The 20,608-nt window shown below is 72.2% G+C and carries 18 protein-coding genes and 1 pseudogene; 13 read left to right on the forward strand and 6 right to left on the reverse strand.

Going from position 1 to position 20,608, the window contains the following annotated elements:
• Nucleotides 1-17: 17 nt before the first annotated feature.
• Complete coding sequence (locus tag ABTX60_RS33325; protein WP_352100745.1) at nt 18-635, forward strand: hypothetical protein; 618 nt, start codon at nt 18-20, stop codon at nt 633-635.
• Between the two features lie 22 nt (nt 636-657).
• Here the strand turns inward: ABTX60_RS33325 and ABTX60_RS33330 are convergent, their stop codons facing one another.
• The 4 genes from ABTX60_RS33330 to ABTX60_RS33345 are packed head-to-tail and all read right to left on the reverse strand — an operon-like array spanning nt 658 to nt 4,013.
• Complete coding sequence (locus tag ABTX60_RS33330; RefSeq protein WP_352100764.1) at nt 658-1,608, reverse strand: alpha/beta fold hydrolase; 951 nt, start codon at nt 1,606-1,608, stop codon at nt 658-660.
• Between the two features lie 50 nt (nt 1,609-1,658).
• A complete protein-coding gene (locus ABTX60_RS33335; protein WP_352100746.1) occupies nt 1,659-2,432 on the reverse strand; it encodes an enoyl-CoA hydratase/isomerase family protein in 774 nt (257 codons plus the stop codon).
• Nucleotides 2,429-2,842: a Zn-ribbon domain-containing OB-fold protein gene (locus ABTX60_RS33340; RefSeq protein ID WP_352100747.1), complete on the reverse strand. Its 414-nt coding sequence runs from the start codon at nt 2,840-2,842 to the stop codon at nt 2,429-2,431. Before ABTX60_RS33340 ends, ABTX60_RS33335 begins: the two co-directional genes overlap by 4 nt.
• 10 nt (nt 2,843-2,852) lie before the next feature.
• Nucleotides 2,853-4,013, reverse strand: coding sequence for a lipid-transfer protein (locus ABTX60_RS33345; protein ID WP_352100748.1), 1,161 nt, complete (start codon nt 4,011-4,013; stop codon nt 2,853-2,855).
• Between the two features lie 98 nt (nt 4,014-4,111).
• On the opposite strand from ABTX60_RS33345, the gene ABTX60_RS33350 reads away from it, so the two are divergent.
• Nucleotides 4,112-5,743 carry a FadD3 family acyl-CoA ligase gene (locus tag ABTX60_RS33350; RefSeq protein ID WP_352100749.1) on the forward strand — a complete coding sequence of 544 codons (1,632 nt, stop codon included), beginning with the start codon at nt 4,112-4,114 and terminating at the stop codon, nt 5,741-5,743.
• Here the strand turns inward: ABTX60_RS33350 and ABTX60_RS33355 are convergent.
• Nucleotides 5,709-6,635 (reverse strand): SMP-30/gluconolactonase/LRE family protein, encoded by a 927-nt coding sequence (locus tag ABTX60_RS33355; RefSeq protein ID WP_352100750.1) that lies wholly within the window; start codon nt 6,633-6,635, stop codon nt 5,709-5,711. The genes ABTX60_RS33350 and ABTX60_RS33355 overlap by 35 nt on opposite strands.
• A gap of 320 nt (nt 6,636-6,955) precedes the next feature.
• Here ABTX60_RS33355 and afsR point away from each other — a divergent pair, with 320 nt between their 5' ends.
• The 10 genes from afsR to ABTX60_RS33405 all read left to right on the forward strand — a co-directional run bounded on the left by afsR (nt 6,956) and on the right by ABTX60_RS33405 (nt 19,302).
• The gene (afsR, locus tag ABTX60_RS33360; protein ID WP_352100751.1) at nt 6,956-10,039 is read left to right on the forward strand and encodes an SARP-family global regulator AfsR; all 3,084 of its coding nucleotides are present in this window, start codon (nt 6,956-6,958) and stop codon (nt 10,037-10,039) included.
• Between the two features lie 226 nt (nt 10,040-10,265).
• Entirely contained in the window at nt 10,266-10,439 is a 174-nt protein-coding gene (locus ABTX60_RS33365; RefSeq protein WP_199825661.1) for a hypothetical protein, read from the forward strand.
• Between the two features lie 139 nt (nt 10,440-10,578).
• Nucleotides 10,579-10,755: a DUF397 domain-containing protein gene (locus tag ABTX60_RS33370; RefSeq protein ID WP_352100752.1), complete on the forward strand. Its 177-nt coding sequence runs from the start codon at nt 10,579-10,581 to the stop codon at nt 10,753-10,755.
• A gap of 58 nt (nt 10,756-10,813) precedes the next feature.
• Complete coding sequence (locus ABTX60_RS33375) at nt 10,814-11,740, forward strand: hypothetical protein (protein WP_352100753.1); 927 nt, start codon at nt 10,814-10,816, stop codon at nt 11,738-11,740.
• 125 nt (nt 11,741-11,865) lie between these two features.
• Complete coding sequence (locus ABTX60_RS33380) at nt 11,866-13,110, forward strand: amidohydrolase family protein (protein WP_352100754.1); 1,245 nt, start codon at nt 11,866-11,868, stop codon at nt 13,108-13,110.
• 26 nt (nt 13,111-13,136) lie between these two features.
• Nucleotides 13,137-14,039: a TIGR03619 family F420-dependent LLM class oxidoreductase gene (locus ABTX60_RS33385; protein WP_352100765.1), complete on the forward strand. Its 903-nt coding sequence runs from the start codon at nt 13,137-13,139 to the stop codon at nt 14,037-14,039.
• An 8-nt stretch (nt 14,040-14,047) separates the two neighbouring features.
• Nucleotides 14,048-14,818, forward strand: coding sequence for an SDR family NAD(P)-dependent oxidoreductase (locus tag ABTX60_RS33390; RefSeq protein WP_352100755.1), 771 nt, complete (start codon nt 14,048-14,050; stop codon nt 14,816-14,818).
• Between the two features lie 95 nt (nt 14,819-14,913).
• Nucleotides 14,914-16,032: an LLM class flavin-dependent oxidoreductase gene (locus tag ABTX60_RS33395; RefSeq protein WP_352100756.1), complete on the forward strand. Its 1,119-nt coding sequence runs from the start codon at nt 14,914-14,916 to the stop codon at nt 16,030-16,032.
• Nucleotides 16,033-16,123: 91 nt separating this feature from the next.
• Entirely contained in the window at nt 16,124-17,854 is a 1,731-nt protein-coding gene (locus ABTX60_RS33400; RefSeq protein WP_352100757.1) for an N-acyl-D-amino-acid deacylase family protein, read from the forward strand.
• Nucleotides 17,851-19,302, forward strand: coding sequence for an aldehyde dehydrogenase family protein (locus ABTX60_RS33405; RefSeq protein WP_352100758.1), 1,452 nt, complete (start codon nt 17,851-17,853; stop codon nt 19,300-19,302). Before ABTX60_RS33400 ends, ABTX60_RS33405 begins: the two co-directional genes overlap by 4 nt.
• 47 nt (nt 19,303-19,349) lie before the next feature.
• Here the strand turns inward: ABTX60_RS33405 and ABTX60_RS33410 are convergent, their stop codons facing one another.
• Nucleotides 19,350-20,240 carry a LysR family transcriptional regulator gene (locus ABTX60_RS33410; RefSeq protein ID WP_352100759.1) on the reverse strand — a complete coding sequence of 297 codons (891 nt, stop codon included), beginning with the start codon at nt 20,238-20,240 and terminating at the stop codon, nt 19,350-19,352.
• Between the two features lie 201 nt (nt 20,241-20,441).
• On the opposite strand from ABTX60_RS33410, the pseudogene ABTX60_RS33415 reads away from it, so the two are divergent.
• A pseudogene (locus ABTX60_RS33415) lies at nt 20,442-20,608 on the forward strand (dihydrofolate reductase family protein); the annotation flags it as partial.

The raw sequence follows: 20,608 nt of genomic DNA on the forward strand, positions 1-20,608 counted from the left end.
TCACTAGGCTCTCCGGCATGCAGACACGGGGGCGCGGGCTCAGGTTCACGGCGGTGCTGGTCCTGGTGGTGCTGGCACTGACCGGTTTCTCCTCCGGCCGGGGCCGCGGCGGCAGCCACGGTCACAGCGGCGGTGGAGGCGGCGGGTGCAGCAGCTCCAGCCAGGACCACGACAGTTCGAGGTCGTCCACGTCGAGCGGCGGCGCCTACGGCTCGGGCGGGTCCAGCGGCGGTTCCTACGGCTCCGACGACGACGATGACTACAGCGGCAGCTCCGGCAGCACCGGTGGCAGCTCCTACACCCGCAGGCCCGGCTACGGCTCCACACCGACGTCCTCCTCCGGCTCCGGCAGCCGCAAGGCCCTGAAGGACGGCACCGCGAGGCTGGTGAGCTGCGCGACCCCGGCGGCCCCCTACGCGACCGTCGAGGTCAGCAACCCCAACGGCCGAACGGCGGACTTCTCCGTCTCGGTGACCTTCGAGGACGACCTGGGCATCACCGTCGTCAGCCGGCACGGCGACGTCACGGTCCCCGCGAACGGCAAGGCCACCGTCGACGTCCGGGTTGGCGACCCGAGCCTGGTGGACTCGGTCGACCACTGCAAGGTCGAGGGCCGGGCCCCCGTCGACGACTGACGGGGGCCCCGGCGACGGGACGTCAGTCCCGCAGCTCCGTCAGGAACTCGATCAGCGCCTCGTTCACCTCGGCGGGCCGCTCCTGCTGCGTCCAGTGGCCGCAGCCCGGCAGCACGAGCGGCTTGCGGCGCAGGTTCGGCATCAGGGCGGGCAGCCGCTCGATGAGTTCGGGCGTGCCCGGGAAGGCCGGGACCAGGTCCCGGTCGCCGTACATGTACAGCGCGGGCGGGGACACGACCGCGCCCTGCCAGGGGGCGGTCAGCTCCCAGTTGCGGTCCAGGTTGCGGTACCAGTTGAGGGCGCCGGTGAAGCCCGGCTCGAAGCTCTCGGTGAGCAGGTCGAGGTCGCCCTCGGTGAGCCACGCGGGCAGCACCTCCGGGTTCGGCGCGTCCGCGAGCCAGCCGCGCTCCAGGTCGACCAGGGCCTGCTCGGGCCGCCCGGCGCCCGGCGCGTCACCGGAGGTGGCGTACAGCAGCTTGCGCAGCGCCGTGCGGGTGTCGGCGGCGAACTCGGCCTCCGCGGCCCCGGGCCGGTTGAAGTAGTTCCAGTAGAAGCGGCCCTCGAAACGCTCCTGCATGGTCTGAAGCGGAGGCCGGTCCCCGCGGAACGGCGGCGGCACGCTCAGTCCGGCCACCCCGCGCACCACGTCCGGCCGCAGCAGCGCGGTGTGCCAGGCCACCGGGGCGCCCCAGTCGTGCCCGACGACGAACGCCCGCTCCTCGCCCAGCGCGTGGATCAGCCCGACCACGTCCCCCACCAGGTGGAGGATGCTGTACGCGGACACGTCCTCGGGGCGGTCGCTGCCGCCGTACCCCCGCTGGTCGGGCGCGACCACCCGGAAACCGGCCTCGGCCAGCGGACCGAACTGGTGGCGCCAGGAGTGCCAGGACTCCGGGAAACCGTGCAGCAGCACCACGAGCGGGCCCTCGCCCTGCTCCGCGATGTGCAGTTGTATGCCATTGACGTCGATCATCCGATGCTCAACCACGCCCCGAGCATACGCGTGTAGGAGGAAACGATTTCCTACCGCAACCGGTACTCCCGCGACCGCTCGGCGAACAGCCGGGCCTGCCGTTCGCCCGTCGCGTTCCCGAGTGCGATGAGGTGCGGCGCCTGTGCGAGCCCCTGCGCCCGACCCGCCTCACTCGCGGCCCACAACGCCCGCACGGTCCCCTGCACGGCCTCGGTCGGATACCCGGCGAGGACGGCGGCGCAGGCGGTCGCCGCCCCCAGCGCCTCGCCCTCCGCCACGAGTTCCGACACCAGGCCGGTCTCGTACGCCCGCCGGGCCGAGATCCGCTCCGCCGTCCCCATCAACGCCATCCGGGCGACCTCGCCGTACGGCATGCGCTGCGCCATGAGCACCGACTCGTAGGCGCTGACCATGCCGTAGGTGGTGTGCGGGTCGAAGAAGGAGGCGGTGGTGTCGGCGACGATGAACTCCGCCTCGCCGAGCAGGTAGAAGGCCCCGCCGCAGGCCATGCCGTGCACGGCGGCGACGACCGGCTTCCACAGGTCGTTCGCCTTCGGTCCGATGCCGAGCAGCGGATCGTCCTGCGCATAGGGCGAGTCGGGTTGCGGCACGACGGCGTCCCGGTCGATGCCGGTGCAGAAGGCGCGCTCACCGGCCCCGGTGAGGACGATCGCCCGCACGGAGTCGTCGAACCGCAACTCGTCCCAGGTGGCGGCCAGTTCGCCGGCCATGGCGAGGTCGACGGCGTTGAGCCGCCCGGGCCGGTTCAGCGTCACGACGGCGACCGCGCTGTCCCGGTCGGCCCGTACGAGGACACTGCTCATGACCGCTCCGGGACCCACTGGGGAAGCCCGTCGTGGAAGACGGCCCGCACCCGCGCCCCGATGCGCAGCTTCTCCGGAGGGAAGGCACCGAGGGGCTGTCCGGCCCCGGGGACCAGGTTGCCCACCAGCCGGATGCGGGGCGCCTCGTCCAGCTCGACGACGATCACGTTGTACGGCGCCTGCGCCGCGTAGTCGGGCAGCAGCGGCGGATGGGCGACGACGTACGACCAGATCCGGCCCCGGCCGGACAGGGGGCGCCACTCGCTCTCGAAGGACTGGCAGTGCGGACAGCAGGGCCGGGGCGGGAAGCGGAACTCGCCGCACGCGGCGCAGGCCTGGACGCGGAGTTCGCCCTGGGCGGCGTACTCCCAGAAGGGGGCGCCATCGGGGTCGGGGACGGGACGCAGCATCGGGAGCTCCTCAACTCCTCAGCAGCAGGGCGGAGGTCGGAACCCCCTCACCCGCCGTGACCAGACAGGCGGAGGCGCCCGGGACCTGCGCGGTGCTGGTGCCGCGCAGCTGCCTGACCCCTTCGTTGATCAGGTTGAAGCCGTGGACGTAGGCCTCGGACAGCCCGCCCCCGCCGGTGTTCAGCGGCAGCAGCCCGCCGGTCTCCAGCGCCCCGCCCTCGGTGAACGCCCCGCCCTCCCCGCGCCCGCAGAAGCCGTAGCCCTCCAGGGAGAGCAGGACCAGGGGCGTGAAGGCGTCGTAGACCTGGGCGACGTCGACGTCCTCGGGGGTCAGGTCGGAGTGCTTCCACAGGTGCCGGGCGGCGCTCCAGGCGGGGCCGGTGAGGGGGTCGTCGTTCCAGTAGTTGACCATGCCGTGGTGCTGGGACGGGAGCGACTGGGCGGCGGAATGGACGTACACGGGCCTGCGCCGGCAGTCGCGGGCCCGCTCGGCGGAGACCAGCACACAGGCCAGCGCCCCGTCGGTCTCCAGGCAGTTGTCGAAGAGGCAGAGCGGCTCGCTGATCCAGCGGGAGGTCATGTACATCTCGCGGGTGAGGGGCCGTTCGTACATGATCGCGGCGGGGTTCTGGTTGGCCCGGTTGCGGCAGGCCAGGGCGACGTTGAACAGGTGGTCGCGGGTGGCGCCGTACTCGTGGAGGTAGCGGCGGGTGAGCATGGCGATCTCGTCGGCGGGCCGCAGCAGCCCGTAGGGCCGGGTCCACTGGGCCGGGGTCGGGAGCTGGACGGTGGTGTTGGTCCAGGGTCGGGGCCCGCTGCCCCGCTTGCGGGAGCGCCAGGCCACCCCCACGCTCGCCTGCCCGGCGGCGATGGCGGCGGCGAGATGGGCGACGGTGGCGCACGAACCCCCGCCCCCGAAGCCGACCTTGCTGAAGAACGTGAGGTCACCGAAGCCGCACGCCTTCGCCAGCTCCACCTCGTCGGTCTCCTCCATGGTGTAGGAGGCGAGGGCGTCGACCTCGCCGGGCGCGATCCCGGCGTCGTCGAGAGCGGCCAGGACGGCACGGCAGGCGAGGGTGCGTTCGTCCTCCGGGAGCCGTTTGGCGAAGGGCGTCTGGCCTATGCCGACGAGAGCGGTGGCGTCCTTGAGGCCTCCCGATCCTGCTGCCATGCTGCGCGCACCTCCGGGCCCGAACGGTCGCTGACAGGTCGTCAGATTACAGATAATCTGACGGGCAGTCAGCTCCTACGTCGTCGGGGAGGCGCGCTGTGCGAGCGGATACGGCATGGGAAAGCGTTCCGGACCTGGTCAGGACGGCGGCCGAGCGCCACGCGGACGTCGAGGCCGTCGTCGAGGGGCGCACCCGCGTCACCTACGCGGAACTGGGCGCACGCGTGGAGCGTGCGGCGGCCGCCTGCCTGGCGACCGGCGTGGAACCGGGCGACCGGGTCGCCGTCTGGGCCCCGAACTCGCTCGACTGGATCGTCGGCGCCCTGGGCGCGGTCTCGGCGGGCGCCGTGCTCGTGCCGCTGAACACCCGCTTCAAGGGCGCCGAGGCGGCGGACGTGCTGCGCCGCAGCGGCGCCCGGCTGCTCTTCGTGACCGGCACGTTCCTCGGCACCTCGTACGTGGCGTCCCTGCGCAGGGCGGCCGGAGACGGCCCGGGCACCGGCCCCCTGCCCGGCCTGCCCGCCCTGAAGCACGCGGTCGTCCTCTCCGGGGACGCCCCGGCGAACTTCCTGACCTGGAAGGACTTCCTGGCCGCGGGGGAGGGGGTGGGGCCGGCGGAGGTGCGTGCGAGGTCCGCGGCCGTACGGGGCACCTGGCCCTCGGACATCATCTTCACCTCGGGCACGACGGGCCGCCCCAAGGGCGCGGTCATCACCCACGGCCAGACGCTGCGCGCCTACGACATCTGGGGCGACCTCGCGGGCCTCACCCGGGGCGACCGCTACCTGATCGTCAACCCCTTCTTCCACACCTTCGGCTACAAGGCCGGGGTGATCGCCTGCCTGATGCGGGGCGCGACGATGATCCCCCAGTCGGTGTTCAACGTGACCACCGTCCTGGCCAACATCGCCGCCGAGCGGGTCTCCGTGCTCCCCGGCCCCCCGACCCTCCTCCAGTCCCTCCTCGACCACCCCGCCCGCGACGCCCACGACCTGACGGCCCTGCGCCTGGTGGTGACGGGAGCGGCGGTCGTGCCGCTGCGTCTCGTTGAGCGCCTGCGCACCGAACTCGGCGTCGGCACGGTCCTCACCGCCTACGGCCTCTCCGAGGCGAGCGGCGTCGTCACGATGTGCCGCCGCGGCGACGACCCGACGGTCATCGCCTCCACGTCGGGCCGGGCCATCCCCGGCACGGAGCTACGGGTCGTCGACCCCGAGGGCCGGCCCCTGGACCCCGGCGTGCCCGGCGAGGTCCTGGTCCGCGGCTTCCACGTCATGACCGGCTACCACGAGGACGAGCGGGCCACCGCCGAGGTGCTCTCGCGGGACGGCTGGCTGCGCACCGGCGACATCGGCGTCCTGGACGCGGCGGGCAACCTGCGCATCACCGACCGCCTCAAGGACATGTTCATCGTCGGCGGCTTCAACGCCTACCCCGCCGAGATAGAGCAGCTCCTGGGCCTGCACCCGGACGTGGCCGACGTGGCGGTGGTCGGCGTACCGGACGCCCGGCTCGGGGAGGTCGGCCGGGCGTACGTCGTACGGCGCCCCGGCGCCCTGCTGACCGCCGACGACCTGATCGCCTGGTCCCGCAGGGAGATGGCGAACTACAAGGTCCCGAGAAGCGTCGAGTTCGTCGCGGAGCTGCCGCGCAACGCGAGCGGGAAGGTCGTGAAGGGCGCCCTGCGGGACGCGGTCACCGGCCGATCGGCAGGGCCGGGGTTCCGGTGACCGACATCATCAGGGAGTACAGGGTGGTGTCGGCGGCGATGAACAGGCGGTTGCGCCGGGCCCCTCCGAACCGGACGTTGGCGACGGTGCCGGGTACCAGGACGCGGCCGATGAGCGTGCCGTCGGGGTCGTAGCAGTGCACGCCCCCGGCCATGGCGGCGGCCCAGAGCCGCCCCTGGTCGTCGAACCGGATGTTGTCGAAGTTGCCGTCGGCGCAGGCGGCGAAGACCTCGCCGCCGGAGAGGGAGGTCCCGTCCTCGCCGACGTCGAAGACGCGGATGTGGTTGGCGACGCTGTCCGACACGTACAGCCGCCGCTCGTCCGGCGAGAAGACCAGCCCGTTGGGCCCCTGGAACCCGTCCGCGACCAGCCGTACCTCGCCGCTCGCGGGGTCGACGCGGTAGACGTTGCGGGCCCCGATCTCGCTCTCGGCGCGATGCCCCTCGTAGTCGGTGGCGATCCCGAACTCGGGGTCGGAGAACCACACCGACCCGTCGGACCGCACGACGGCGTCGTTCGGGCTGTTGAGCCGCTTGCCCCGGAACCGCTCGGCGATCACCGTGACCGAGCCGTCGTGCTCGGTCCGGGTCACCCGCCGATTGCCCTGCTCACAGGTGATGAGACGGCCCTGGACGTCCAGGGTGTTGCCGTTCGGGTATCCGGCGGGGGAGCGGAACACGCCGACGGCCCCGGTGGTCTCGTCCCAGCGCAGCAGCCGGTCGTTGGGGATGTCGCTCCACACGAGATACCGTCCGGCGGGCACGTACACCGGCCCCTCGGCCCACCGGCACCCCTCGTACAGCGTCTCCAGCCGCGAGTCCCCCGCCTGGCACCTGCCGGTCCGGAACCGCTCGTCGAGGGTCTCGTAGAGGTGGGGCTGCTCGCCGGGCATGGGGGGCCGCCTTCCGGTTCGTCAGAGTGATCCACGACCACTATCCCCCGGGATCCCCGGGCACGTCGCAAGGACACCAGCCGTCAACTGGAGCATTCGGGCGCCTCTGTCTCTTCCCGACCCGGCCACTGTGCACAGCGGCGGTGCCGAACCGCTCCAACTCGCCCTGGTGGTCGGCCTTGAGCACTCGCGTGCGAAGAGAGTGTGCAGACCTGGTGGACTCCCCCGCGCCGCCCTGTGATCGGCGTCTCCCACGGCTGACGTATCCGCCGCCAACAAGGCAAACTGGCCTGGTTGCTCAGGATGTCTAGGGGGACTGCATGGACGGTGTACCGAACGGTGTGCCGCGCGTACCGGAGCAGCGGCGTCCAGACTCCACGCGCGAGTCGGCGACGACGGCTGGGGCGGCCGGACCCGCGGAGTCCTCGGAGGCGGCCGGAGCGGCTGGGCCCGCCGAGTCCGCGGCCCTGCGCTTCGGCGTGCTCGGCCCCGTGCGCGCCTGGCGCGGCGACGAACCCGTCCCCACCGGCTCCCCCCAGCAACGCGCCCTGCTCGCAGCCCTGTTGCTGCGCGAAGGCCGGACGGCCACAGCGGCGGAGCTGATCGACGCCCTGTGGGGAGAGGAACCGCCCTCGCAGGCGCTGGCGGCGGTACGGACGTACGCCTCCCGGTTGCGCAAGGTGCTCGGCCCCGGCGGCGAGGCAGGCCGGCCGGGCGGCACCGCGACGGCCTCCACCGCCGTCCTGGTCAGCGAGTCCGGCGGCTACGCGGTCCGCGACCTCGCCGAGGGTGCCCTGGACCTCACCGTCGCCCAGGACCTGGCGACCGAAGCGGAGAAGGCCCGCTCCGCCGGCGACCTCTGCCACGCCCGCGCCACCCTGCGCGGCGCCCTCGCCCTGTGGGACGGGGAGACCCTGGCCGGAGTGCCCGGCCCCTACGCGGAGGCCCAGCGCGTCCGCCTGGAGGAGTGGCGGCTCCAGCTCCTGGAGTCCCGCCTGGACATGGACCTGGAGCAGGGCTGCCACGCCGAGGCCGTCTCCGAGCTCACCGCCCTCACCGCGGCCCATCCGCTCCGGGAGCGGCTCCGCGAGCTGCTCATGCTGGCGCTCTACCGCAGCGGCCGCCAGGCAGAGGCCCTGGCCGTCTACGCCGACACCCGCCGGCTGCTCGCCGACGAACTCGGCGTGGACCCGCGACCCGGCCTGAGCGAGCTGCAGCAGCGGATCCTCCGGGCCGACCCGTCACTGGCGGAGCCCTCCTCCCCGGCGCCCGAGCCGGCTTCCGTCCCGGTCCGTCCGGCCCAACTTCCCGCGACCGTTCCGGACTTCACCGGCCGCTCCGGCTTCGTACGCGAACTCGGCGAGATCCTGGCCTCGGCCGAGGGCCGGGTCATGGCGGTCTCGGCCCTCGCGGGCATCGGCGGTGTCGGCAAGACGACCCTCGCGGTGCACGTGGCGCACCAGGCCCGCACCGCGTTCCCGGACGGGCAGCTGTACGTCGACCTCCAGGGGGCGGGCGCCCGGGCGGCGGAGCCGGAGACGGTCCTCGGCTCCTTCCTGCGCGCCCTCGGCACGGCGGACTCGGCGATCCCCGACTCCCTGGAGGAGCGCGCGGCCCTGTACCGCTCGGTCCTGGCCGGGCGCCGGGTGCTGGTCCTGCTGGACAACGCCCGCGACGCCGCCCAGGTGCGCCCCCTGCTGCCCGGCACGGACGGCTGCGCCGCCCTGGTCACCTCCCGGGTGCGGATGGTGGACCTGGCGGGCGCCCACCTGATCGACCTCGACGTGATGTCCCCGGACGAGGCGCTGGCGCTGTTCACGAAGATCGTCGGCGAGGAGCGGGTGGCGTCCGAGCGCAAGGCCGCCCTGGACGTGGTGGCCGCCTGCGGTTTCCTGCCGCTCGCGATCCGCATCGCGGCGTCCCGCCTGGCGGCCCGCCGCACCTGGACGGTGTCGGTCCTGGCGGCGAAGCTCGCCGACGAGCGCCGCCGCCTGGACGAACTCCAGGCCGGCGACCTGGCCGTCAAGGCCACGTTCGAACTCGGCTACGGGCAGCTGGAACCCGCCCAGGCCCGCGCGTTCCGCCTGCTCGGCCTGGCGGACGGCCCCGACATCTCCCTCCTCGCCGCCGCGGCGGTCCTGGACCTGCCGGTCGACGACACGGAGGACCTGCTGGAGTCCCTCGTGGACACCTCCCTCCTCGAATCGGCGGCCCCCGGCCGCTACCGCTTCCACGACCTGGTGCGGCTCTACGCGCGTGCCTGCGCGGAACGGGACGAACTGCCCCCGAGCGAACGGGGGGCGGCGCTGTCCCGGCTGCTGGACTTCTACCTGGCGTCCGCGGCGGGCGTCTACGCGATCGAGCGGCCGGGCGACCGGCTGGTGGACCACTTGGAGCCCACGTCGTACCCGGGGCTGCGGTTCGACGACCGGCACGCGGCTCAGGACTGGCTGTACGCGGAGGCCATGTGCCTCCTCGCGTGCGCACGGCAGTCCGCGGGGCGGCCGGAGAGCCTGCCCCGGGCGATCGACATGCTCTGGGCCGCGCACGACCTCTCCGAGTCGGGGGCCAACTCCCGGGAGTACGAGGCGACGGCCGAGGCACTCGTCGGCGCGGCCCGCTCGCACGGCCTCGGGCGGGCGGAGGCACGGGCGCTGATGACGCTCGTCAACGTCCACCACGTGGGCGGCCGTTTCGAACGGGCCGAGGAGGAGGCGGAGCGGGCCATCCTGCTCGCCCAGGAGTCCGGCGACCTGCTCCCCGTCTGCTGGGCCCGCAACGCCCGCGGCATCATCGCGCTCTACCAGAACCGGCACACGGACGGAGAGGAGCACCTCTCCCGGGCCATCGAGCACTTCCGCGCCCTGGGCGACCGCCCCGGCGAGGCCGCCGCGCTCTGCAACCTCTCCCGGATCCATCTCGCGACCGGGCGCACCCAGAGCGCTGTCGCACTGGCCCAGGAGGGCATCGACATCTACGACGGCATGGGCAACTCCATGCGCGGGGCGAATGCCCGCTACGCCCTCGGGCTGGCCCTCACCCAGAGTGGGGAGCTGCGCGACGCGGCCGACCGGCTCCAGGAGGCGCTGGAGGTGTTCCGCGACAGCAGGCAGCGCCTGTGGGAGGGCATGAGCCTGTTCCGGCTGGCCGAGGTGGACCTCGCCGCCCGGCGTGCGGCGCGGGCCGCCGCGAACGCCGAGATGGCGCTCACGGTGCTGCGCGGCATCGGCGGTCAGTGGCGGCGAGGCAATGTCCTCACCGTCCTCGGGCGGGCGCTCAGCGGCATCGGCCAGACCGGCCGGGCCCAGGTCTGCTGGCAGGAAGCGGCCGGTATCTACCAGGAGTTGGGCTCGCCCGAGGCGGCCGAGGTGCGGGCGCTGCTGTCCCCGGTGCAGGCGGCCTGAGGGGTCTTCGGGGCGCCGTCGGGGCGTTCATCATTCGTTTATCGCCTCCCGCCATGATGGACGCAGTCGATCCGTCGCGTCGGGGGGCAGACGGGTCGCCGCACGGGCCACGCCCTGCTGTTCCGGGGCGAGCGGCCCGGGTGGGCCCGTCCGGCCATCCTCGGGGGAGTGACCGGGCGGGCCCGCCGACCTCACTGCTGATCCATGCCAAGGGGAGTTGACGATCATGGGCGACGAGCTCAAGCCGCAGGACCTGCACGCCACCGGCGAGCCGCTCAAGACCGAGGATCTGCACGCCACGGACGAGCCGCTCAAGACCGAGGATCTGCACGCCACGGACGAGCCGCTGGAGACGAAGGACCTGCACGCCACGTCGGAGCCGTTCAAGCCGACGAAGTAAGCCACCGTTACACGGGGATCGGCCGCGGCGGCGCGGAGGGGGAGCCGTCGCGGCCGAGGTGTGTCCGGCCACGGAAACGGAACCCTGTCATCACGCCACCTGGGTCGGCTCGTCCCATGCGAACTCACACCAGACCGATTTGCTCGCCTCGCCCTGGAGCAGCTACAGCAACGGCAGTGGAGGCGAGTACGTCGAGGTCGCGGACGGGCACCCCGGGGCGGTACCGGTCCGGGACTCGAAGGCCTCTCAGGCCGGACCGGTGCTGCTCTTCCGGGCTCCCGCCTGGACCGCCTTCCTCACCTCCCTGAAGGGCTGAGCCGGGAAGTTATCCACAGGCCGTCAAGGCCTGCCGTGTTTCCTGCGATCTTGGCGGCGTGGAAGAACGAACGGCGCTACGGGAGCTGACGCAGGGCGGAGTGCTGCTCACCTGCCGTGCTCTGGAGTCCGGTTGGCCTGCGCGGGGCCTCACCCGTGCCCTCCGGGCGGAGGGCTGGGGCCGGCTTCAGGCCGGGGCGTGGCTGGAGCCGGGACGGGCCGCGGATCTTCCCACCCGGCTGCGAGCCGTCCAGCTCCTCACTCCCCGACTCGTCGTGAGCCACCGCTCCGCCGCAGCCCTCTGGCACATCGAGACTCTCACCCCCGCCGTGAAAGCGCCCTTGGAGTTCCTCGACCCCGACCGCAGCTTCCGCGGCAAGGCCAAGGGCGTGTGCGTACGCCGGATGTTCCTCGCCCCCGAGGACGTGGCGCTGCGGCACGGCCTGCGGGTCACCAGTCCCGTACGGACTCTCGTCGACCTGCTCCGCTCCCTGCCGAGGGACGACGCGCTCGTCGCCCTGGAGTCGGCGGTGACCTACCGGCGGGCCGGCTCCGCACGCAGGGCGCCGCTCGCCGGACTGGACGCGGTGGCGGCGGCGCTGGCGCACCCGTCGCGAGGGTCGACGAAGCCCCGCCGATGGCTCGACCTGTGCGACCCCCGTGCCGGATCGCCGGCCGAGACCGTCGCACGCCTGCGCATGGCCGACACGGGCCTTCGGCCCGAGAGCCAGGTCGAACTGTTCACCCCGCTCGGCCGCCGAGTCGTCCTCGACTTCCTCTTCTGGCGTGAAGGGCTGGCGGTCGAGATCGAGGGCTACGCCTACCACGGCACCCGCGAGGCACACCGGCGGGACGTCTCCCGCTTCAACCAGGTTCACCAGTGTCCCGAGGTGCGCAGCCTGCTGCGCTTCACCGCTCAGGACGTGTTCCACCACCCTGCCGGGATGCTCGCGGAGATTCGCGCGGCGCTGCTCGCCCTGGGGTGAGGAGACAGTGGAGCGGATGGGCGGTGTGCGGACGGGCACGCCCAGGCGCGGAGAGGTGGCCGGGGCCCAAGCGCTCCACTGCCGCATAGCTGACGGCCCGTCAGATCGGCGCTACCGTGAGCGCCATGGACACCCACGACAGCACCTTTCCGCTGATCATCTCCGTGGACGACCACACCGTGGAGCCCGCGAGCGTCTGGCAGGACCGGCTTCCGGAGAAGTACAAGGGCGTCGGACCGCGGATCGTCCGGGCCCCCGTGAAGGAAATGACCTTCCTCGGAGGGCGCTTCAAGCCCGTCATGGGTCAGCCCGGGGACGACGGTCCCGTCGGGGACTGGTGGGTCTACGAGGATCTGCGGCGGCCCCTCACCCGGCTCGACACCGCCGTCGGGTACGACAGGGACGAGATCCGGCTGGAGGTCATCACCTACGAGCAGATGCGGCCCGGCTCCTACGACGTCACCGCGCGGCTCGCCGACATGGACGTCAACCACGTCCAGTCCGCCCTGTGCTTCCCGACGTTCCCGCGCTTCTGCGGCCAGACCTTCACCGAGGCGAAGGACCACGAACTGGGCCTGCTCTGCGTGAGGGCCTACAACGACTGGATGGTGGAGGAGTGGTGCGGCCCGGACGCGCACGGGCGGCTCATCCCCCTGCCCCTCATCCCGCTGTGGGACGCCGAACTGGCGGCGGCGGAGGTCCGGCGCAACGCCGCCCGCGGGGTGCGTGCCGTCGCCTTCTCCGAGATACCGCCCTTCCTCGGTCTGCCCTCCGTCCACACCGACGGCTGGGACCCCTTTTTCCGGGCGTGCGACGAGACCGGCACGGTCGTCGCCATGCACATCGGCTCCAGCAGCCGCATGCCCTCCACCTCCGCCGACGCCCCGCCCGCAGTCGGCTCCACCATCACCTACGCCAACTGCTGCTTCTCCATGGTCGACTGGCTGATGAGCGGCAAGTTCGAGCAGTTCCCGAACCTCAAGGTCATGTACGCCGAGGGCCAGATCGGCTGGATCCCCTACATCCTGGAGCGGGCCGACGTGGTGTGGGAGGAGAACCGCGGCTGGGGCGGCGTCGCCGACAAGGTGCACCGGCCGCCGTCCGAGCTGTTCGCCGAGCACGTCTACGGCTGCTTCTTCGACGACGCCTTCGGGCTGCGCAACCTCGACTCCATCGGCGTCGGCAACGTCCTCTACGAGACCGACTACCCCCACTCCGACTCCACCTGGCCCAAGTCCCGCGAGGTCGGCGAGGCGCAGATGGGGCACCTGGAGCCCGACGTGGTCGAGCGGATCGTGCGGGGGAACGCCATCGAGCTGCTCGGGCTGACGGCCGAGGGCCTGTGGCCGGGCGCCGGCGGTGCGCGGTGAGCCTCGCGGTGAGCCTGCGGTACGGGATGCAGCTGCCCATCCAGTCGCAGAGCACCCTCTACGCGGAGGGCTGGGAGGCGCAGGCCGGGCCGGACGACCTGCTGGAGATCGCCCGCGCCGCCGACCGGGCCGGGTTCGACTACCTGGCGGGCTGCGACCACGTCGGCATCCCCCGCCGGCTCGCCGCCGCGATGAGCACCGTCTGGTACGACCCCGTCGCCACCCTCGCGTTCCTCGCCGCCGCCACCGAACGCGTCCGGCTGCTCAGCCACGTCGCGATCGTCGGGCTGCGGCACCCCCTGCTCACCGCCAAGCAGTACGCCACACTCGACCATCTTTCGGGCGGCCGGCTGATCCTCGGGGTGGGCGCCGGGCACGTCCAGGAGGAGTTCGAGGCCCTGGGCGTCGACTTCCGCCGGCGCGGGGCCGTGCTGGACGAGTCGATCGACGCCCTGCGCGCCGCCCTCGGCCCCGGCGAGTTCCCCGAGCACCACGGCAAGCTGTACGACTTCGAGGGGCTCGGGCAGCGGCCCCGGCCGGTGCAGGACCCGGTGCCCCTGTGGGTCGGCGGCTCCTCGCCCGCGGCCGTACGCCGGGCCGCGCTCAAGGGCGACGGCTGGCTGCCCCAGGGAGACCCGCGGGACCGGCTGCCCGCGCAGATCGGCCGTATCAGGCAGCTGCGCGAGCAGGCCGGTGTGCGGGGCCCCTTCACCGTGGGCGCCATCGCCGAGCCGCTGTACGTCGGCACGCCCCGCTGGGAGGTGGGGCGCCGCACCCTTACCGGCGGACCGCCGCAGCTCGCCGAGTCGCTGCGGGCGTACCGGGCGATGGGAGTGCACCAGATCCAGGTGCGGTTCCGCAGCCGGAGCCGCGACGAACTCTCCGACCAGATCGCGGCGTTCGGCGCCGAGGTCGCCCCCGAGCTATGAGGAGACCCATGGGCAGGCTCGACGGACGCGTCGTCATCATCACCGGCGCCGCACGCGGCCAGGGCGAACAGGAGGCCCGGCTGTTCGCGGCCGAGGGCGCCCGGGTGGTCGTCGCGGACGTGCTCGACGACCAGGGCGAGGCCCTCGCGAAGGAGATCGGCGCGCGGTACGTCCACCTCGACGTGGGCCGGGAGGACGACTGGCGGACCGCCGTCACCGCCGCCAAGGACGCATACGGCCATGTCGACGGGCTCGTCAACAACGCCGGGATCCTGCGCTTCAACTCCCTCCTCGACACACCCCTGGACGAGTTCATGCAGGTCGTGCAGGTCAACCAGGTGGGCTGCCTGCTGGGCATCAAGGCGGTCGCCCCTCAGATGGCCGACGGGGGCACGATCGTGAACACCGCCTCCTGCACGGGCCTGACCGGGATGGCCGCGGTGGGCTCCTACGCGGCGACCAAGCACGCCGTCGTCGGCCTGACCCGGGTCGCCGCCCTGGAGCTGGCGGGGCGTGGGATACGCGTCAACGCCGTCTGCCCCGGCGCGATCGACACCGCGATGGCCAACCCGGCCCGCCTCGACCCGGACGCCGACCCGGAGGCGACGGCGAAGGGCCTCGACCGGCTGTACCGCAAGCTCGTGCCGCTGGGCAGGGTCGGGCGGCCCGAGGAGGTCGCGAGGCTCGCGTTGTTCCTGACCTCGGAGGAGTCCTCGTACATCACGGGGCAGCCGTTCGTGATCGACGGCGGGTGGCTGGCCGGAGTCAACGTTATCTGACGCTCTATCAGCTATTGACGCTCCCGGGGGCCGGTGGAACAGTCTGACTCAACGATCTGACGGTTCGTCAGAAAAAACAGGGGCGGTGAACCTCCTTGGAATTCGGCATCTTCGTTCAGGGATACGTCGGCAAACGGGCCGAGACCGACCCGCTCGCCGAGCACAAGGCGCTGATAGAGGAGACCGAGTACGTCATCCAGGCGGACAAGTCCGGCTTCAAGTACGCCTGGGCCTCCGAGCACCACTTCCTGGACGAGTACTCGCACCTGTCCGCCAACGACGTCTTCCTCGGCTATCTGGCGCACGCGACCGAGCGGATCCACCTGGGCTCGGGGATCTTCAACCCGCTCGCCCCGGTCAACCACCCGGTGAAGGTCGCCGAGAAGGTCGCCATGCTCGACCACCTCAGCGGCAACCGCTTCGAGTTCGGCAGCGGGCGCGGCGCCGGATCGCACGAGATCCTCGGGTTCATGCCGGGGGTGACCGACATGAACCACACCAAGGAACTCTGGGAGGAGACCATCGCCGAGTTCCCCAAGATGTGGCTCCAGGACGAGTACCAGGGCTTCCAGGGCAAACACTGGTCGCTGCCCCCGCGCAAGGTGTTGCCGAAGCCCTACGGCGGCTCGCACCCGGCGATGTGGTACGCGGCCGGGTCACCGCCGTCGTACGCCATGGCCGCGAAGAAGGGGCTCGGCGTGCTCGGCTTCAGCGTGCAGAAGGTCTCCGACATGGAGTGGGTGCTGGAGCAGTACAAGACGGCGATCGTGGACGCGGAGCCCGTCGGGGCCTTCGTGAACGACAACGTGATGGTGACGACCACGGCGATCTGTGCGCCGACCCACGCGGAGGCCGTGCGGATCGCGGCGAGCGGGGGGCTGCACTATCTGCCGTCGCTGGTCTTCCGGTACCACGACACGTTCCCGCGACCCGAGGGGTTCCCGGTGTGGCCGGAGACGTTGCCGGAGTACACCGAGGAGTTCGTGGAGGTGCTGATCGAGGAGGAGCTGCTGATCTGCGGGGACCCGGACGAGGTGCTGCGGCAGTGCGAGCGGTGGGAGCGGGCCGGGGCGGACCAGCTGAGTTTCGGGTTGCCGGTGGGGGTGCCGAAGGAGGAGACGCTGCAGACGATCCGGCTGGTCGGGGAGTACGTGATTCCCAAGATCGATACGGATCCTGTTCATCGGACTTCGCGGTTCCGTCGCGGGGCCTGAGCTTTCGTAGGCGGGTGCGGCGTTCGTTGTGGCTTGTCGCGCAGTTCCCCGCGCCCCTTCAAGGCAACGGTCTCAAGGGAGTTGAGTGGTCATGCTCGATCACGTCATCAAAGGGGCGACCGTCGTCGACGGGACCGGTGGGCCCGGCTACACCGCCGACGTCGGCATCCGCGACGGGCGGATCGCCGTCATCGGTCGGATCACCGAGGAGAGCCGGACCGCCGAGGACGCTCGCGGTCTCGTCCTCACCCCCGGCTTCGTCGACCCCCACACCCACTACGACGCCCAGCTCTTCTGGGATCCGTACGCCACGCCCTCGCTGAACCACGGGGTCACCACCGTCGCCGGGGGGAACTGCGGTTTCACGCTCGCGCCGCTGCATCCCGACCGGCCCGAGGACGCCGACTACACGCGGCGGATGATGTCCAGGGTCGAGGGCATGGCGCTGGTGGCGCTGGAGGAGGGGGCGCCCTGGAGCTGGCATTCCTTCGGGGAGTACCTGGACGCCCTGGAGGGGCGGATCGCCGTCAACGCCGGGTTCATGGTGGGGCACTGTGCGCTGCGCCGGTACGTGATGGGGCCCGAGTCCGTGGGCGGGCAGCCGAGTCAGGAGCAGCTCGCCGCGATGGTGCGGCTGCTGCGGGAGGCCATGGACGCCGGGGCCTGGGGGCTGTCCACGACCCAGTCGAGCAGCCACTCCGACGGGGACGGGCAGCCGGTCGCCTCGCGGCACGCCCAGCCGGCCGAGCTGCTGGCGCTGGCGCGGGCCGTCGGGGAGTGCGAGGGCACGCAGATCGAGGCGATCGTCGCGGGCTGTCTGGATCAGTTCAGCGACGCGGAGATCGATCTGTTCGTGGAGATGAGCGCGGTCGCGGGACGGCCGCTGAACTGGAACGTGCTGACGATCGACGCGGCCGTTCCCGAGCGCGTCCCCCGGCAGTTGCTCGCGAGCGAGCAGGCGCGGAAGGCGGGTGGGAGGGTCGTGGCCCTCACCATGCCGATCCTCACGCCCATGAACATGTCCCTGGGGACGTTCTGCGCGCTGAACCTCATCCCCGGCTGGGGGCCGGTGCTCGGGCTTCCCGTGCCGGAGCGGATCGAGAGGCTGCGGGACCCGGAGGTGCGGGCCGAGCTGCTGCGGCGGGCGAACTCCAAGGAGGCGGGCGTCTTCCGGCGGCTCGCGAACTTCGGGCGGTACGTCATCGGCGACACCTACAGCGAGGCGAACGCCGGACTGACCGGCCGCGTGGTGAAGGACATCGCCGAGGAGCGCGGGCAGGAGCCCTTCGCGTGCCTGGTGGAGATCTGCGCCAACGACGGACTGCGCACGGTGCTGTGGCCGATGCCGACCGACAACGACCCGGCGTCCTGGGCCCTGCGGGCCGAGACCTGGCAGCACGAGGACGTTCTGCTCGGCGGGTCCGACGCGGGCGCCCACCTGGACCGGATGTGCGGGGCGCCGTACACGACCCGGTTCCTCGGGGACTGCCTGCGGGGCCGGAAGCTGGTCGGTCTGGAGCAGGCCGTGAAGATGCTGACCGACGACCCGGCCCGGCTCTTCGGGCTGCGGGAGCGGGGGCAGGTGCGGGAGGGCTGGCACGCGGACCTGGTCCTGCTCGACCCGGAGCGCATCGACGCGGGCCCGGCCACCCTGGTGCACGACCTGCCGGGTGACAGCCCGCGGCTGGACTCCCGGGCGCTGGGCGTGCGGGCCGTGTGGGTCAACGGCGTCGAGGCCATCCGGGACGACGTGGTCACCGGGGCGGTACCGGGGCGGGTGCTCCGCTCCGGACGGGACACGGAGACGGTGGGCACGAGGTGACGGCACGCCAGTCGCTGTTCGTCGGCGGTTCCTGGGTGGAGCCGGACGGCGGCCACCACGAGGTGATCGACCCGGCGGACGGGCAGACCGTCGGGTGGGCGCCGGAGGCCTCGCGGGATCAGGTGCTCGCGGCCTGCGCCGCGGCCCGTGAGGCCTTCGGGCCGTGGTCGCGCACCGCACCGGAGGAGCGGGCCGCGGTCCTCGGACGGGCGGCGGGCATCATCGCCGGCCGGCTGAAGGAGTACGCGGAGCTGGCCCGGGCCGAGACCGGGGCGACCCTCGGCACCGCACGCGCCCTGCAGGTCGGGGTCGCCGCCGCCCGCTTCCGCCGCTACGCGCGCGTGGAGCCCGCCGAGTGGCCGATCCCGCCGCAGATCAACGAGGCCGGGCCGATGGGGAAGGCCGGGGTGATGGGAGCTCTGGCCGTCCGGCAGCCCGTCGGGGTCGTCACCTGCGTCACCTCGTACAACAACCCCTGGGCCAACCCGGCCGGGAAGATCGCCCCGGCCCTGGCCATGGGCAACACGGTCGTGGTGAAACCGGCCCCGCAGGATCCGCTGTCGGTCTACCGGATGGCCGAGGCGCTCCAGGAGGCGGGCGCCCCGCCGGGTGTGGTGAACGTCGTCAGCGGCTCGCGTACCGAGGTGGGCGAGGCGGCCGTGGCGTCGCCGGACGTCGACATGGTCAGCTTCACCGGCTCCACGGCCGTCGGGCGGCGGATCGCCGAGGTGTGCGGGCGGGGCATGAAGCGGCAGCTGATGGAGCTGGGCGGGAAGGGTGCCGCGCTCGTCTTCGACGACGCCGACCTCGGCTCGGCCGTGGCCGGGATCGGCACCACCTTCTCCTTCTACAGCGGGCAGATCTGCACGGCACCGACGCGCGTGCTGGCGCAGCGCGGAATTCACGACCGGCTGGTGGAACAACTGGCGGCCTACGCCAACGGGTTGAAGGTGGGGGACCCGCGGGAGCCGGACACCGTGGTCGGGCCGGTGATCTCGGCGGCGCACCGGGACCGGGTCGAGTCGTACGTCGAACTGGGTCGCAAGGAGGGCGCGGTGGTGGTGGCGGGTGGCGAACGCCCGGACCTGCCGACCGGCTTCTACGTCGCCCCGACCCTTCTGGCCGACTGCCGCAACGACATGCGTGTGGCCCGCGAGGAGATCTTCGGGCCGGTGGTGGTCGTCATCCCCTTCGACGACGAGGAGGAGGGCATCGCGCTCGCCGACGGCACCGACTACGGCCTCATCGACTACGTCTGGTCGGGCGACGTGGCCCGGGCCTTCCGGGTGGCCCGGCGGCTCCGGGCCGGCGGGGTCGGGATCAACACCGTGGGCCGCAACATGGAGGCCCCCTTCGGCGGGTTCAAGCAGAGCGGAGTGGGCCGCGACGTCGGCTCGTACGCCCTGCACGCCTACAGCGAGGTGCAGTCGATCGTCTGGCCGGGGTGACGGGCTCGCCGGCTGGGCGGCTCGGATGCCGGGCTACGCCTGGCTGATCATGTCGTAACCGTCTCGCACAGGACGCTGACCAGGGCCTGGACGGCGGGCGTGGCGCGGCCGGTGGGCCACAGCAGGCCGTAGTCGATGGCAGGTGCGTCGCGGAACGGGACGAAGGCGATGCCGGGGCGGGCGTGATACGCCTCGGCACGGGCGGCCACAGGTGCCACGCCGTGTCCGGCGGCGACGTGGGAGAGGACCTCGGCCCAGTAGCGCACCGCGGGTCCGCGAGCGATGGGCTGCCCGCCGGGTGTACGGGTGGGCAAGTGGTGCTCGAGCCAGTAGGAGGGGAACTCGGCCGCGAACGTGATGAGCGGGGCGTGCGCGAGATCCTCCTGACAGACGGTGTCCTGCCGGGCCAGAGGGTGCTGGGTGGGGACCATGAGTGCCCTCGGCTCGGCGAAGAGCACCGGTCCGGCCGTCAGATCCGCTTCGCGAACGGGGAACTCGCTGATCTGGAGGTCCAGTTCGCCGGAGCGCAGCGGCCCGTACGGGTCGGCGAACTGGATTTCCCGGGCCTCGACGGTGCACTCCGGGTGCCGCGCGGAAAAGACCGCACCCGCACGCAGGACGGCGTCGGCCACCCACGGGGTGGAGTAACCCACCCGGAGCGAGCCCGCGATGCCACGCGCGGCCACGACGGCCCGCCGGTAGGCCTGCTCCATCTGCCGGTGCGCGGGCAGGAGGTCATCACGCAGCTGGGCACCGATCGCGCTGAGTGCGACCCGCCGGCTGGTGCGCAGGAACAGCGCTGCGCCGATGCGCCGTTCCAGGGACTTGACGATTTGGCTGACCCGGCCCGTGCTGCACCGCAGCCGATCGGCGGTACGGCCGAAGTGCAGCTCCTCGGCGAGTGTCAGAAAGACCTCGGTCTCCTGTCGATCCAGCACAGCGCCCTCATCGTTGAACCTGACTGAACAGTTCTTCGCGGATCCTACGTTGATGCGCACCGGACAATCAGGAGATCGTCTTCAGGCAAGCAGGCAAGCAGGCAAGCAGGCAGGCAGGCAGCAGGCACAACCGTCTGCGCGGCTTCAACCGTTCCGTGAAGCCGCCACCCGGCCTTGCCCTGACTCATTGGAGACTTCTGGATGCGTACCCTGATCAGCTCTGCCTTCGTCTCGCTCGACGGCGTCGTGGAGGCCCCGGGCGGCGAGCCCGGTTACCGGAACTCCGGCTGGACCTTCAAGCACACCGAGTTCCTTCCCGAGGCCTTCGAGATCAAGGGCCGGGAGCAGAAGGAGGCCACGGCGATGAT

The organism is Streptomyces sp. NPDC126510 (assembly GCF_040302345.1).
Taxonomy (GTDB): Bacteria; Actinomycetota; Actinomycetes; order Streptomycetales; family Streptomycetaceae; genus Streptomyces.